Here is a 13,658-nt window from a genome sequence, read left to right as displayed (position 1 = left end):
GCATCACGCTTACGACGCCAGTGAAAACCAGCGGCGCCAGACGAAACGCAGCACGAAGAATTCGATGGCGCCGAGCAGTAAGAACCACACGCAGAACAGAATGGTGTAGAGCTGGTTAAGGTCGACCATGTGGAAGGTCTGAACCAGCTTCTGCGCCAGCACCAGCCCGAGAGAGGGTGCCGGTAGCAGCAGGCACGAAAGCAGGGCCAGCAATAAAATGCCGCCCGCAGTGAGCAGCGATTCTAACGGGTGTTTCATCGTAATGTTAATCGTCAGTTAAAAATGTCATTGTCCGGCATCCCGGAACGTAAAGCAATATAAACCCACCCACCCGGTTTCACTGAAATAATCACCGCTTATCAGCTTCTTATTCGTAAAATAAAAATAAATCCTCACGCGCGATTAAAAGAATATCGCGTTATGTCAATTAATGTCTGCATTACGAAAATAATTTTACAAAGGAATAGGTGCTATATCCAATTAACGTTGCAATAACAATGGCTGCGATAATGTATAACGCCAGACGGCGTCCGCGATAAATACCAAACATGGTTCCTCCTCGTTTAAAGTTGGTTTAGAAATATTTTGTAAAAATTGGCTCATCGAAATAGTTTTATGCAGTTTTGAATAACCGAGAAGTCATTATATTGCGGTAGATCAATTTTACTCGCAAGACTTTAAAATGAATTTATTTTAGCCCGAAAGGAATTCAGGCTTCAGTTCACCGGATATTGAAGGAAAAATACGATGACCGAAAAAAAATTGTCCCCGAACGTGCTGCCTTCCGGCGGGCTGGCATACCAGCAGACCGTAGAGCAGGTGCTTGCGCACACCCAGAGCCAGGCCAGGGGTCTGGAGCGTGCAGAGGCGCAGGCGCGTTTGCAAAAACATGGCCCGAATGCGCTGCCGGAGAAAAAAGGTAAACCCGCCTGGCTGCGTTTTTTAGCCCATTTTAATGATGTTCTGATTTATGTCCTGCTGGCCGCAGCCGTATTAACGGCAATAATGGGCCACTGGGTTGATACGCTGGTTATTATAGGCGTGGCGGTGATCAATGCGTTAATTGGTCATATTCAGGAAAGCAACGCGGAAAAATCGTTGAAGAGTATTCGTAATATGCTCTCCAGCGAGGCGCGTGTTATTCGCGATGGCAACCATGAAACAATACCCACAACTGAAATAGTTCCGGGCGATATTATTGTTTTACGTGCGGGGGATCGTATTCCCGCAGATATGCGCTTAATCGAAGCACATAATTTACGCGTGGAAGAGGCGATTCTCACCGGCGAATCAACGGTGGTAGATAAACACACCAACCCGCTGACCGGTGAACTGCCGCTGGGCGATCGCACTAACCTGGTCTTTTCGGGCACCACCGTGAGTGCGGGTGGGGGGATCGGCGTGGTGATTGCCACCGGGCAGGAGACCGAGCTTGGCCACATCAACCAGATGATGGACGGGATTGAAAAACACCGCACGCCGCTGCTGGTACAGATGGACAAGCTGGGCAAGGCTATCTTCGCCATTATTCTGGCGATGATGGCGGCGCTGTTTATCTTCAGCCTGGTGTTCCGCGAGATCCCAATGGGCGAGCTGCTGCTCTCGCTGATTAGCCTGGCGGTGGCGTCCGTACCGGAAGGTCTGCCGGCGATTATCTCCATTATCCTCTCGCTGGGTGTACAGGCGATGGCGCGCAAGCGGGCGATTATCCGCAAGCTGCCAACGGTTGAAACCCTGGGGGCGATGACCGTGGTCTGCTCGGATAAAACCGGCACCCTGACCATGAACGAAATGACGGTGAAGGCCATCATCACCGCTGACGCCTGCTACCGCGTGGACGGCAACAGCTACGAGCCGGTGGGCAACATTTACCTGGAAGGCAGCGACGAGCCGATGCAGATCCAGCCGGACACCGTGCTGGAGCAGTACCTGCGCACCATCGACCTGTGCAACGACAGCCAGCTGATTCAGGACGAGCGCGGCCTGTGGGGCATCACCGGTGGGCCGACCGAAGGCGCGCTGAAGGTGCTGGCGGCGAAAGCCCACCTCGCGCCGGTGATGACCACGCTGATTAACAAAATCCCGTTCGACTCGCAGTACAAGTACATGAGCACCCACTACCAGATTGGCAGTGAGGAGCAGATCCTGATCACCGGCGCGCCGGATGTGATTTTCGCCCTCTGCGCACAGCAGCAGACCCGCAACGGTGCGCAGGCGTTTGACCGCGCGTACTGGGAAAGCGAGATGGAGCGCTATGCGCGCCAGGGGCTGCGTATGGTGGCCGCGGCGTTCAAACCGGCAAACGGCGAGCAGGCGCTGACGCATGACGATCTCAGCCACGGTCTGATCTTCCTAGGTATCGCCGGGATGATGGATCCACCGCGCCCGGAAGCCATTGACGCCATTAACGCCTGCCAGCAGGCGGGGATCCGCGTGAAGATGATCACCGGCGATCACCCGCAGACGGCAATGAGCATTGGCCAGATGCTGGGGATCACCAACAGCGAGCAGGCGATGACCGGCTACCAGCTGGAGAAGATGGATGACACCGAGCTGGCGGACGCGGCGGTGAAGTATGACATCTTCGCCCGTACCAGCCCGGAGCATAAGCTGCGCCTGGTGAAAGCGCTGCAGGACAAAGGCGAAATCGTCGGCATGACCGGCGACGGCGTGAACGATGCCCCGGCGCTGCGTCAGGCGGACGTGGGTATTGCGATGGGCATCAAAGGCACGGAAGTGACCAAAGAGGCGGCGGACATGGTCCTGACGGACGATAACTTCGCCACCATTGCCAGCGCGGTAAAAGAGGGGCGTCGTGTCTACGACAACCTGAAGAAAACCATTCTGTTCATCATGCCAACTAACCTGGCGCAGGGGCTGCTGATTGTGATTGCGCTGCTGGCGGGGAACATCATTCCGCTCACGCCGGTACTGATTCTGTGGATGAACATGGCAACCTCCGCCACGCTCTCCTTCGGCCTGGCGTTTGAAGCCGCCGAGCGCAACATCATGCGCCGTCCGCCGCGTCAGACCGGGCAGCACGTAATGGACGCGTATGCCGTGTGGCGCGTGGCCTTTGTGGGCACCATGATTGCCATCGCCGCCTTTGCGCTGGAAGCCCTGCTGGCCCCGCGCGGTCACAGCGCGGAGTTCATCCGCACCGTGCTGCTGCAGATGCTTGTCTGCGCCCAGTGGGTGTACATGATCAACTGCCGCAACACCGAAGGGTTCTCCCTGAACCGCGGCCTGCTGGCAAACAAAGGGATCTGGCTGGTGACCGGCGTGCTGTTCCTGCTCCAGGCGGCCATCATCTACCTGCCGTTTATGCAGATGCTGTTCGGGACGGAAGCGCTGCCGCTGCGCTACTGGTTCGTAACGCTTGCGGTAGCGGGCGTGATGTTCTTCGTCGTCGAAATCGAGAAGCGACTCACCCGCAGGTTCCGTAAGGCTGCATAACCTTTTGCCCTCACCCTAACCCTCTCCCACAGGGAGAGGGGACCCTGACCTCCCTCTCCCGGTGGGAGAGGGCCGGGGTGAGGGCAACAACCCTGAGGTACTCCCATGAAATTCCCACTCCTGTTCGCACTGTTTACCTTCACCCTGCCACCTGTCTTTGCCGCCGCCATTCCTGTTCGCGTTGCCACCGTGGAACAAACAACCCACGCTGCTGAACGCCAGATCCCGGGCCGCATCGAGGCGATTCACACCGTTGAGCTGCGCGCACGCACGGAAGGCGTGATAACCAAAATCAACTTCCGCGACGGGCAATATGTGAAAAAAGGCGACGTGCTGTTCGAACTGGATGATGCCGAGCCGCGTGCTGCCGTGCGTCTGGCCCAGGCCGAGGTGACAAGCGCTGAAGCGACGCTGCGGCAGGCGCAGCAGCAGCTCTCCCGTTTTGAAAGCCTGGGCAACAACAACGCCATCAGCCGCCACGATGTGGATAACGCCCGTATGCAGCGCGATGTTGCCCGCGCTGCGCTGGAACAGGCGAAAGCCCGGCTGGAAACCCGCAACGTGACGCTGGGGTACACGCGCATCACATCACCGATTGCCGGGCGCGTGGGGCACAGCAACTTCCACGTCGGCAGCCTGGTCAACCCCGCAAGCGGCGTACTGGTGGATGTGGTGCAGCTGGATCCGATCCGCATCGCTTTTGCGCTGGAAGAGGGCGCCTTTGCCGCTAAAGTCGGCAAGCATACCGATCTCCGCGCCATGAAGCAGGCCTGGCATGCGTTAATTGACAGCAACGGCCAGCGCATCGTCGGCGAGCTGACGTCGGTGGACAACCGCATCGACCCGCGCACCGCCAGCGTAATGCTGCGCGCCGAATTCGCCAATCCACGCCATCAGCTGCTGCCCGGCGGCAATGTGAATGTTTTTCTGCGGCCCGCCAGCGCAACGCCTGTTATGACGCTGCCCGCCGCTGCCGTACAGCAGAATGACGACGGTTTCTTCGCCTGGGTGGTCAACGCCGACGGCAGGGCGGAAAAACGTCCGCTGACGGTCGCCGGACAGATCGGGCAGCAGTTCCAGATCGCCTCTGGCGTACAGCCTGGTGAGCGAGCAATCGCTGACGGCGTGCAGCGTGTTCAGCCCGGCGCTGCCGTCCAGATACTGAATTAAGGAGCCATCATGCTGACGTTTTTCATCAAACGCCCGCGCTTTGCGATGGTGATTGCGCTGGTCATTACCCTGTTGGGGGCTATCGCGCTGAAGCTGATCCCGGTGGAGCAGTATCCGCAGATCACGCCGCCGGTCGTGAATGTGTCAGCGTCATGGCCGGGGGCCAGCGCGGCTGACGTGGCCGAGGCCATCGCCACGCCGCTGGAGACCCAGCTTAACGGCGTGGACCACATGCTGTATATGGAGTCCACCAGTTCGGATGAAGGCATCTACAGCCTGAACATCACGTTTGCTGCCGGGACAGACCCGGATCTGGCCGCCATCGACGTGCAAAACCGCGTGTCGCAGGCCACGGCACAGCTACCGGCCGAGGCACAGCAAAACGGCGTGCAGGTGCGCAAGCGCGCCACCAACCTGATGATGGGGGTAAGTCTTTACTCACCGGAAAACACCCACACGCCGCTGTTTGTCAGCAACTACGCCAGCACTCAGGTGCGCGAGGCGCTGTCCCGTTTGCCCGGCGTCGGGCAGGTGCAGATGTTTGGCGCGCGCGACTACAGCATGCGCATCTGGCTGCGGCCCGATCGCATGAACGCGCTCAACGTCACCACCGATGACGTGGCGCAGGCGCTGCGCGAGCAGAACGTGCAGGGCGCGGCAGGCCAGGTCGGTACACCACCGGTCTTTAACGGCCAGCAGCAGACCCTGACCATCAACGGGCTGGGGCGCTTAAACCAGGCAGAAGAGTTTGCCAACATCATCATCCGCGCGGGCGAGATGGGGCAACTGGTACGCCTGCAGGACGTTGCCACCATCGAACTTGGCTCGCGCAGCTACAGCTCCGGCGCGCAGTTGAACGGACATGACTCCGCCTACCTCGGCATTTACCCCACTCCGTCTGCTAACGCCCTGCGCGTTGCCGGGGCGGTGCGTGCAGAGCTGGAGCGTCTCTCGACGCGCTTCCCGGACGACCTGGTTTATGAGGTGAAATTCGACACCACCACCTTCGTGGCTGCCACCATTAAAGAGATTGGCGTCTCTCTGGCGCTGACGATGCTGGCGGTGGTGGTGGTCGTTTCCCTGTTTCTGCAGAGCTGGCGCGCCACGCTGATTGTCGCCCTTGCCATTCCGGTGTCGCTGGTGGGAACCTTTGCGGTGCTTTACACGCTTGGCTATTCCGCCAACACGCTCAGCCTGTTCGCCATTATTCTGGCGCTGACCATGGTGGTGGATGACGCCATCGTGGTGGTGGAGAGTGTTGAAACGCTGATGGCGGAAGGGCAGAGCCGGACGGCGGCGACCGCGCTGGCGCTGCGCCAGATTGCCGGGCCGGTGATCGCGACGACGCTGGTGCTGCTGGCGGTATTCGTGCCGGTGGCGTTGCTGCCGGGGATTGTCGGCGAGCTGTACCGCCAGTTTGCGGTCACGCTCTCCACCGCCGTAACGCTCTCAAGCCTGGTGGCGCTAACGCTGACACCCGCGCTGTGTGCGCTGCTGCTGCGTCCGCGTCCGGCGCAGCCCGCGGCGATTTTCCGCGGCTTCAACCGGGGGCTGGAGGCCACGCGTAGCCTCTACTCCCGCATGGTGAGTATATTCACCCTTCGTCCGTGGCTGGCACTGCTGGCCACCGCTGGTGCAGCGGCTGTGGTGGTGTTCAGCTTTATGTCGATGCCTAAAGGTTTCCTGCCGCAGGAAGATCAGGGCTACTTCTTCGCCAGCGTTCAGTTGCCGGAAGCGGCCTCGCTGGAGCGCACCGAGGCGGTGATGGCTACGGCACGCGAATTAATTGCTAAACATCCGGCGGTGGAAGACGTGATTCAGGTCTCCGGGTTTAACATCCTCAACGGCACCAGCGCCTCCAACGGCGGGTTTATCTCCATCATGCTGAAGGACTGGAGTGAGCGTCCGCCGCTGGATGAAGTGATGGGTACCCTTCAGCGCCAGCTGCTGACGCTGCCGGAAGCAACCATCATGACCTTTGCCCCGCCGACGCTGCCGGGGCTGGGCAATGCTTCCGGCTTCGACCTGCGTATTCAGGCGCAGGCGGGGCAGAGTCCGGCGGAGCTGGAGCGCATCACCCGCGAGGTGCTGGTGAAAGCCAACCAGCATCCGCAACTGAGCCGCGTATTCACCACCTGGAGCAGCAACGTGCCGCAGCTGACGCTGACCGTTGATCGCGAGCGTGCGGCGCGTCTCGACGTACCGGTGTCACGCATCTTCAGCAGCCTGCAGACCGCATTTGGCGGCACGCGTGCCGGCGATTTCAGCGTCAACAACCGCGTCTACCACGTGGTGATGCAAAATGAGATGCAGTGGCGCGAGCGCGCCGGGCAAATCAGCGAGCTGTTTGTGCGCAGCAACAACGGTGAGCGGGTGCGCCTGAGTAATCTCGTGACCATCACGCCCACCGTTGGTGCGCCGTTCCTGCAGCAGTACAACCAGTTTCCGTCGGTGTCGGTGAGCGGTTCCGCGGCGGAAGGGGTGAGCAGCAGCACTGCGATGGCGGCGATGGGCGACATTCTGGCGCAGAGCCTGCCCGCCGGGTACGACTACGCCTGGAGCGGCATGTCGTACCAGGAGCAGCAGACCGGCAATCAGGCAATCTGGATCGTGCTGGCGGCGGTGGTGATGGCGTGGCTGTTCCTCGTCGCCCAGTACGAGAGCTGGACGCTTCCGGCGAGTGTAATGCTCTCGGTGCTGTTCGCCATCGGCGGGGCGCTGGTCTGGCTGTGGATAGCCGGCTACGCCAACGACGTGTATGTGCAGATTGGCCTGGTGTTGCTGATAGCCCTTGCTGCCAAGAACGCGATCCTTATCGTCGAGTTTGCCCGCGCGCGGCGCATGGAGGGGATAGCGATTGTCGATGCGGCTCGCGAGGGGGCATCACGCCGCTTCCGTGCGGTAATGATGACGGCGGTATCGTTCATCATTGGCGTCCTGCCAATGATGCTGGCGACCGGGGCGGGTGCCCAAAGTCGTCGCATCATTGGTACTACGGTATTCAGCGGTATGCTGGTGGCGACCGTGGTGGGGATCCTGTTCATCCCCGCACTGTTTGTGCTGTTCCAGCGCCTGCGCGAGTGGGGGCATAGCCTTACGGACTCGTCGCCCACAGCTCGCAGTGCTTCTGAACCAGAGAAATAAGCGAGCCGCCGTCGGCGATAAAGTCCCGCATGCGCTGCGCCTCGCTCTTGCCCTGCTTTAACAGCAGGGCAAGTTCCTTAATCGCGCTCGTCGCGCCGAGTTTCTCGGCCGATGGCGCAACCTGCTCCAGCAGCCAGGCAAGATCTTCCGCCACCGTCTTATGCTCGCCGGTATGCACGTCCGTCAGTATGCCCTCAAGCCCGTAGCGACACGCCTGAAAACGGTTAAAGCGATACAGCAGAAAATCCCTCTCCTGATGCTTATACGGCCGGGTGGTCAGCAGCCAGTGGGATGTCGCCTGGATCAGCCCGGCGATATTGATCGCATGGCCGAGCGTCAGCGGCGTATCCATCACCCGCACCTCAACGGTGCCAAAATGTGGGCTGGGGCGGATGTCCCAGTGCAGATCTTTAATGCTGTCGATCATGCTGGTTGAGCTCAGGCGGCGAAACAGCCCCTCGAACTCCTGCCAGTTGTTGACCCACGGCATCTGCCCGTTATCCGGGAACCCGGAAAAGATATTGAGTCGCGAGGAGGCAAACTTTGTGTCCGTGCCCTGCATGTAGGGTGATGCGGCGGCCAGGGCGATAAAGTGCGGGACAAAGCGTGACAGGCCATGCAGCAGATAAATCGCGTCATCGCCGGTCCGGCACCCGACATGCACGTGCTGGCCAAACACCGTCGCCTGTAAAATCAGATAGCCAAAGCGCTCCAGCGTGATGTTGTAGCGCTCGTCATCGCACACCTCCTGCCGCTGCCACTTCTGGAACGGGTGCGTCCCGCCGCCGCAGATCTGAATATGCTGCTCCGCCGCCGCCCGCAAAATGCTCTGCTGCATCATGGAGAACTGTGCCGCCGCCTGATCGATGTTCTGGCACACGCCGGTGGCAATCTCAAGCATGCTTTCGGTGATATCGTGTTTAACTTCACCGCCTTTGATGTCGTCTTTAACGGCGGCGATAAGCGCGGAAGAGTCCTGGCTCAGATCGTATCCCGGTGGGTTAACCACCTGCAGCTCGAGTTCGATGCCAAGGGTATAGGGTTCAGAGGATTTGAAATCGGGTAAAGGCATGGCGCACTCCGTTGTCTGTCGTGTGTTGAGTATAGACAACGACGTGGCGCTCACTTTTTACAGTGGTATAACTGTTAGCAGGCTTAGCGAAAAGGGGAGTTAACCATGTCTGACAATCCAGTGATTGCGCTGATTGGTCCTGGTGCAATTGGTACCACTATCGCCGCGGTGCTACATGACGCTGGCCGCACGCCGCAGTTGTGCGGACGCACCGCACATCCTGAACTGCGTCTGCGCGACGACGAAGGTGAAACGGTCGTGCCGGGTCCGGTATTAACCGACCCGTCCGTCGTCACGCGTCCCGCCGATCTGGTTTTTGTGGCGGTAAAAACGACGCAGAACGCCGACAGCGCCGGGTGGCTGCGCGCCCTGTGCGATGAAAACACGGTGGTCTGCGCCCTGCAAAACGGCGTGGAGCAGAAAGCCCAATTGGAGCCGTGGGTTAATGGCGCAACGGTGCTGCCGTCGGTGGTCTGGTTCCCGGCGCAGCGTGAGCCGGATGCCTCCGTCTGGCTGCGCGCCAAACCGCGCCTGACGCTGCCGGACGTTCCGCAGGCAAAACGGGTGGTAGACGCGTTGCAAGGCACACGCTGTGCGGTTGAGCTGTCGGCTGATTTCGCCACTGTCGCCTGGCGCAAGCTGCTGCAAAACGCGGTGGCCGGGCTAATGGTGCTGGCCAACCGTCGTGCCGGGATGTTTTCGCGCGAGGATATCAGCGCGCTGGGGCTGGCGTATCTTCGCGAAGGCCTTGCTGTCGCCCGTGCCGAGGGGGCAGCGCTCAATGATGACGTTGCGCTGGAGATCCTGGCGAACTTCCAGCGCGCCCCGGCCGATTTAGGCACCTCGATCCTTGCCGACCGTCAGGCCAACCGCCCACTGGAGTGGGATATCCGCAACGGCGTGATCCAGCGCTATGGCCGCGGGCACGGTATTCCGGTGCCCATCAGCGATGTGATAGTGCCGCTGCTGGCGGCGGGGAGTGAGGGGCCGGGCTAACGGCCACTGTTTTTCCGCTCGGCAAAGTAGTGCGCGGGCGTGGTGCCCATTGCTTTGCGAAACATGGTGATAAACGCATTCACGGATTCATACCCGAGTTTTGTTGCCACATTCTGCACCGGGGCACCGCTCGCCAGCTCCTGCAGGGCGATAATCAGGTGCAGCTGCTGCCGCCATCGCCCAAAGCTCAGCCCGGTCTCGCGCTGCATCAGACGCGCAAAGGATCGTTCGCTGAGCGCCAGCCGTTTGGCCCAGTCTTTCAGGGTGCTTCTGTCCTCAGGGTGGCTGACCAGCGTGTCGGCCATCGCGCGTATTTTGGGATGCGCCGAAACTGGCAGGCTCAGCTTTTGCTGCGGCATGCTGGCCAGTTCATCAAGCGTTACCCGGGTGAGTCTTGCCGCGTGGCTGTCCGGCGGATAATCAACCTCCTCGCGGGTTAAACGGTCAACCAGTTCCTTAATCAACGGCGAAATCGCCAGGATGCAGCATCGCGCCGGGAGTGCCGCGGCACCGGGCTCAATAAACAGATAGTTGAGATGGGCGTTCCAGGTTGCTTTGGCACTATGCGGAATGCCGCCGGGGATCCAGACCGCGCAGTCTGGCGGCACGATCCAGATATCGTTTTCTGCATAACAGCTGACCGCGCCATAGCGGGCAATAATCAGCTGCCCCTTGCGGTGGGTGTGTACCGGCACTTCTGCAGCGTAGTCCACGAAGTCCAGATGACGCGCCACGGCAGGAGAAGCTGTGGCGTCAGGGTCATAGAGCGTATTAGCAAGTTGAGGTTTCATGTTTATGGCAACATTTAGGTATTTTTTGACAGAATAGAGTATTTAAGCGCGCTGACAAGCCGGTAATAATCCCGGCATGAACATCCTCATCTCTCGTTATTTACCAGCCGCGCTGCAAAGCGATGCCCGGGCGCTGCTCTATTCCGCAAGGACATTTGCCGCCGCGATGCTGGCGTATTACATTGCGCTGTCGATCGGTCTCGACCGACCCTCATGGGCCATTATTACCGTTTACATTGTGTCGCAGACGTCGGTGGGGGCATCGCTCAGCAGGAGTCTTTACCGTCTGGCCGGAACCGTAACGGGGGCCTGCGCCACCGTGCTGATCGTGCCCACTTTCGCAAATATGCCGATGGTTTGCAGCGTGGTGCTGACGGGGTGGATCACGTTCTGTCTCTGGTTATCCCTGCTGGAACGCACGCCCCGGGCCTATGCCTTTGTGCTGGCAGGTTACACCGCGAGCCTGATTGGTTTCCCGGCGGTCTCTGAGCCCGGTGCGATTTTTAACATCGCCGTCGTTCGGGTGCAGGAGATTGCGATTGGTATCTTCTGCGCGGCGGTGATTCACCGCTATGTATTGCCTGCGCGTATCTCCGCGCAGTTCAACAGCGCCTTATCGCAGACGCTGCGCACCGCACGCGAGCGGGTAGCCGACACGTTAGCGGGCAAACCCGGTACGGTGACGTCGCCCCTGCATTTTGCGCTGTCGCTGCAGTTCCTGCAGGGAATGAGCCATCATATCCCGTACGATTTCGCCCTTGCCGTTCCGGTACGCCAGGCCCGAAAAGCCATTCATGACCGGCTGGCGCGGTTGATTATGGTGAACTGTGAACTGCGTGACCGCTTACCCCTGACGGCGACAATGCCCGCTGAACTGCAAACCGTGCTGGACGATGTCCAGGCCTGGCTTGCCTGTGACGATGAAGAGCAACGAAAACAGCTGGCTGACGCCCTCATTAAGCGTTGCCAGCGGGTCGCTGACCGCGATGCTTCTCGGGCGCGGAGCCTGAAAGAGGCGGAGCGGGCAAGTTTTACCCGTTATCTGACGGAGGCCGTGCTTCTTTTGCAACAGTGCGATCGTCTTTCAGATGCGATCCACCACAGCCGGTTTGCGTCCGATCGCGTACAGAGCAGCGCGATCAAAGGCTACGTCTTCCACCGCGATCCGCTTACCGCCGCGCGCACGGCGCTGGGGGCGTTCGTCATCATCCTGAGCGGTTGTCTGGTCTGGATTTACTCCGCCTGGCCCGACGGCGGCACGGCAGTTTCGATCCTCGGTGTCTGCTGCACGCTGTTCGGCAGCTTCGACACCCCGGCGCCGCACCTCGTGAAATACATCATCGGCAGCATCTGGGGCGTAGTGATAAGCCTGCTCTACAGCTTTGCGCTACTTCCACAGGTGAGTGATTTCGCCGTGCTGGTGGCGGTACTTGCGCCAGCGTATCTGCTCGCCGGGTCGCTGCAGGCGCGCCCACCCACCACCTTTATGGCGATGGGGATCACCCTCACGCTTCCGGTGTTATCGGAGCTAAGCGCGCGCTACAGCGGCGATTTCGCCGCGGCGCTAAACACCGCCATTGCTCTCTTTTTCGCGACCGGTTTTGCCGTCATCAGCATGAGCCTGCTGCAAACCGTGCAGGCCGATGCCGCCATCAACCGGCTGCTGAGGTTGTGTCAGCGCGATATCCGTCGCAGCGTGAAAGGAAAAATGCAGAGCGATGAAACCCACTGGATCAATCTGATGATAGACAGGGCGGCCCTGTTACTGCCGCGTTTGCCACGCAGCGGACACGCCACCGAACAGGCGCTTAACCGACTGCTGCACGCGCTGCGGATTGGCCTCTCGGTGCGACACCTCCGCCGTACTGATATGCCGCCGGAGATCAACGCGCTGCTTTATCAACTGACGACGTCAGACACCGCCGCCTTACGTGAACGACTCGCCGCCGCCATTGGCTGCCGTTTGCCTGCGGCTGATGAACAAACGCGGCAGGTTATCGGCAGGCTGGTGGATCTTCACTGCGCATTACGGGGGCCGGACGATGGTCAATGATCTCAATGTCGGGGGCGTATTGATCCCCGGGTTACTGATGGTGGCGCTCGTGGCACTGGTCTGCACGCTGCTTCTCATACCGCTTTTCTCTCTCAGCAGGCTTTACCGCCGTTTGCCGTGTCGCCCGCTGATGGATGTTTCAACCTGGATCGTCACCTTTTACCTGCTCATGCAGGGGTTAACCGCGTTGGGGTTATTGATATGAAAGCATTACTTTCTCTGCTGGGCCGTTATGCGCTGACGCTCAGCGCCGTTGCGGCGGCAACGTGTCTGGCGTTTATCTTGTGGAAACATTACGCCCAGACCCCATGGACCCGCGACGGACGCGTGCGGGCGGATGTGGTGCAGATAGCGCCGGACGTCTCCGGGCCGGTTATCAGCGTGGCGGTGCGGGATAATCAGTGGGTAAACCAGGGTGATGTGCTCTACAGCATCGATCCGCGCTGGCTCAAACTCGCGGTGGTCAGCGCGCAGGCGGATGTGGAGTCAAAACGCCATGAGATGCTGATGCGCCAGGATGCCGCCCGGCGACGCACGCAGATTAAGGACGCCATCTCCCGCGAGGATTTGCAGCAAACTGGCAGTGCGGCGAACGTCGCGGCAGCCAATTATCATGGCGCACTTGCCGCGCTGGCGCTGGCCGAGCTTAATCTGGCTCACGCCACCGTTCGCTCGCCAGTCTCGGGATACGTCACGCATCTGCGGCTTCGCCCTGGCGATTATGCGACAGCGGGGGAGACAAAGGTGTCCATCGTTGATGCCCACAGCTTTTGGGTGGTGGGATATTTTGAAGAGACCAAACTGCGCCATATCCGCGTGGGGGATAGCGCGCAGGTGGCGCTGATGGGTTATGACCCTGTACTCACGGGGCACGTAGAGAGCATCGGTCATGGGATTGGCGATAACAACGACGAGACCGGCGGGGTGGGGCTGCCCCCGCGGGGGCCCCCCTCCCCCGGGGGGGGGGGGGGGGGGG

The 13,658-nt window shown here is 60.1% G+C and carries 10 protein-coding genes; 7 read left to right on the top strand and 3 right to left on the bottom strand.

Annotation, left to right across the window (positions count from 1 at the left end; genetic code table 11):
- Positions 1-9: 9 nt before the first annotated feature.
- Positions 10-258, bottom strand: coding sequence for a DUF1158 domain-containing protein (locus AK59_RS0109015; RefSeq protein ID WP_013097677.1), 249 nt, complete (start codon positions 256-258; stop codon positions 10-12).
- 489 nt (positions 259-747) lie between these two features.
- On the opposite strand from AK59_RS0109015, the gene AK59_RS0109005 reads away from it, so the two are divergent.
- The 3 genes from AK59_RS0109005 (at position 748) to AK59_RS0108995 (ending at position 7,770) form a co-directional block, all read left to right on the top strand.
- Positions 748-3,456 (top strand): cation-transporting P-type ATPase, encoded by a 2,709-nt coding sequence (locus tag AK59_RS0109005; RefSeq protein ID WP_029882603.1) that lies wholly within the window; start codon positions 748-750, stop codon positions 3,454-3,456.
- 105 nt (positions 3,457-3,561) lie between these two features.
- Positions 3,562-4,626 (top strand): efflux RND transporter periplasmic adaptor subunit, encoded by a 1,065-nt coding sequence (locus tag AK59_RS0109000; RefSeq protein WP_029882602.1) that lies wholly within the window; start codon positions 3,562-3,564, stop codon positions 4,624-4,626.
- Positions 4,627-4,635: 9 nt separating this feature from the next.
- The gene (locus tag AK59_RS0108995; protein WP_029882601.1) at positions 4,636-7,770 is read left to right on the top strand and encodes an efflux RND transporter permease subunit; all 3,135 of its coding nucleotides are present in this window, start codon (positions 4,636-4,638) and stop codon (positions 7,768-7,770) included.
- On the opposite strand, the gene AK59_RS0108990 is transcribed toward AK59_RS0108995, so the two are convergent.
- The gene (locus tag AK59_RS0108990) at positions 7,721-8,842 is read right to left on the bottom strand and encodes a YbdK family carboxylate-amine ligase (protein ID WP_013097673.1); all 1,122 of its coding nucleotides are present in this window, start codon (positions 8,840-8,842) and stop codon (positions 7,721-7,723) included. The genes AK59_RS0108995 and AK59_RS0108990 overlap by 50 nt on opposite strands.
- A 105-nt stretch (positions 8,843-8,947) precedes the next feature.
- Between AK59_RS0108990 and AK59_RS0108985 the strand changes: the two genes are divergently transcribed.
- On the top strand, positions 8,948-9,838 hold the full coding sequence (locus AK59_RS0108985; protein ID WP_029882600.1) for an oxidoreductase: 891 nt from the start codon (positions 8,948-8,950) through the stop codon (positions 9,836-9,838).
- Here AK59_RS0108985 and AK59_RS0108980 read toward each other — a convergent pair.
- Positions 9,835-10,629 carry an AraC family transcriptional regulator gene (locus tag AK59_RS0108980; RefSeq protein ID WP_029882599.1) on the bottom strand — a complete coding sequence of 265 codons (795 nt, stop codon included), beginning with the start codon at positions 10,627-10,629 and terminating at the stop codon, positions 9,835-9,837. The genes AK59_RS0108985 and AK59_RS0108980 overlap by 4 nt on opposite strands.
- Positions 10,630-10,705: 76 nt before the next feature.
- On the opposite strand from AK59_RS0108980, the gene AK59_RS0108975 reads away from it, so the two are divergent.
- From AK59_RS0108975 to AK59_RS0108965, 3 genes are all read left to right on the top strand, one after another.
- The gene (locus AK59_RS0108975; protein ID WP_029882598.1) at positions 10,706-12,682 is read left to right on the top strand and encodes an FUSC family protein; all 1,977 of its coding nucleotides are present in this window, start codon (positions 10,706-10,708) and stop codon (positions 12,680-12,682) included.
- Positions 12,672-12,887, top strand: a complete 216-nt coding sequence (locus AK59_RS0108970) for a DUF1656 domain-containing protein (RefSeq protein ID WP_029882597.1) — start codon at positions 12,672-12,674, stop codon at positions 12,885-12,887. The genes AK59_RS0108975 and AK59_RS0108970 overlap by 11 nt, the downstream gene beginning before the upstream one ends.
- A partial coding sequence (locus tag AK59_RS0108965; protein WP_050491981.1) for an efflux RND transporter periplasmic adaptor subunit occupies positions 12,884-13,658 on the top strand: 775 nt, incomplete at its 3' end. The genes AK59_RS0108970 and AK59_RS0108965, both read left to right, overlap by 4 nt.

The sequence above is a fragment of the Enterobacter sp. T1-1 genome, from assembly GCF_000710795.1.
GTDB classification, from domain to species: Bacteria; Pseudomonadota; Gammaproteobacteria; order Enterobacterales; family Enterobacteriaceae; genus Enterobacter; species Enterobacter cloacae.
This window is presented reverse-complemented; position numbering and strand designations above follow the sequence as displayed.

Bases quoted from the DNA above. Each gene is read 5' to 3' on its own strand.
- AK59_RS0109015 (WP_013097677.1), bottom strand. From the start codon at position 258: ATGAAACACCCGTTAGAATCGCTGCTCACTGCGGGCGGCATTTTATTG.
- AK59_RS0109005 (WP_029882603.1), top strand. From the start codon at position 748: ATGACCGAAAAAAAATTGTCCCCGAACGTGCTGCCTTCCGGCGGGCTG.
- AK59_RS0109000 (WP_029882602.1), top strand. From the start codon at position 3,562: ATGAAATTCCCACTCCTGTTCGCACTGTTTACCTTCACCCTGCCACCT.
- AK59_RS0108995 (WP_029882601.1), top strand. From the start codon at position 4,636: ATGCTGACGTTTTTCATCAAACGCCCGCGCTTTGCGATGGTGATTGCG.
- AK59_RS0108990 (WP_013097673.1), bottom strand. From the start codon at position 8,842: ATGCCTTTACCCGATTTCAAATCCTCTGAACCCTATACCCTTGGCATC.
- AK59_RS0108985 (WP_029882600.1), top strand. From the start codon at position 8,948: ATGTCTGACAATCCAGTGATTGCGCTGATTGGTCCTGGTGCAATTGGT.
- AK59_RS0108980 (WP_029882599.1), bottom strand. From the start codon at position 10,629: ATGAAACCTCAACTTGCTAATACGCTCTATGACCCTGACGCCACAGCT.
- AK59_RS0108975 (WP_029882598.1), top strand. From the start codon at position 10,706: ATGAACATCCTCATCTCTCGTTATTTACCAGCCGCGCTGCAAAGCGAT.
- AK59_RS0108970 (WP_029882597.1), top strand. From the start codon at position 12,672: ATGGTCAATGATCTCAATGTCGGGGGCGTATTGATCCCCGGGTTACTG.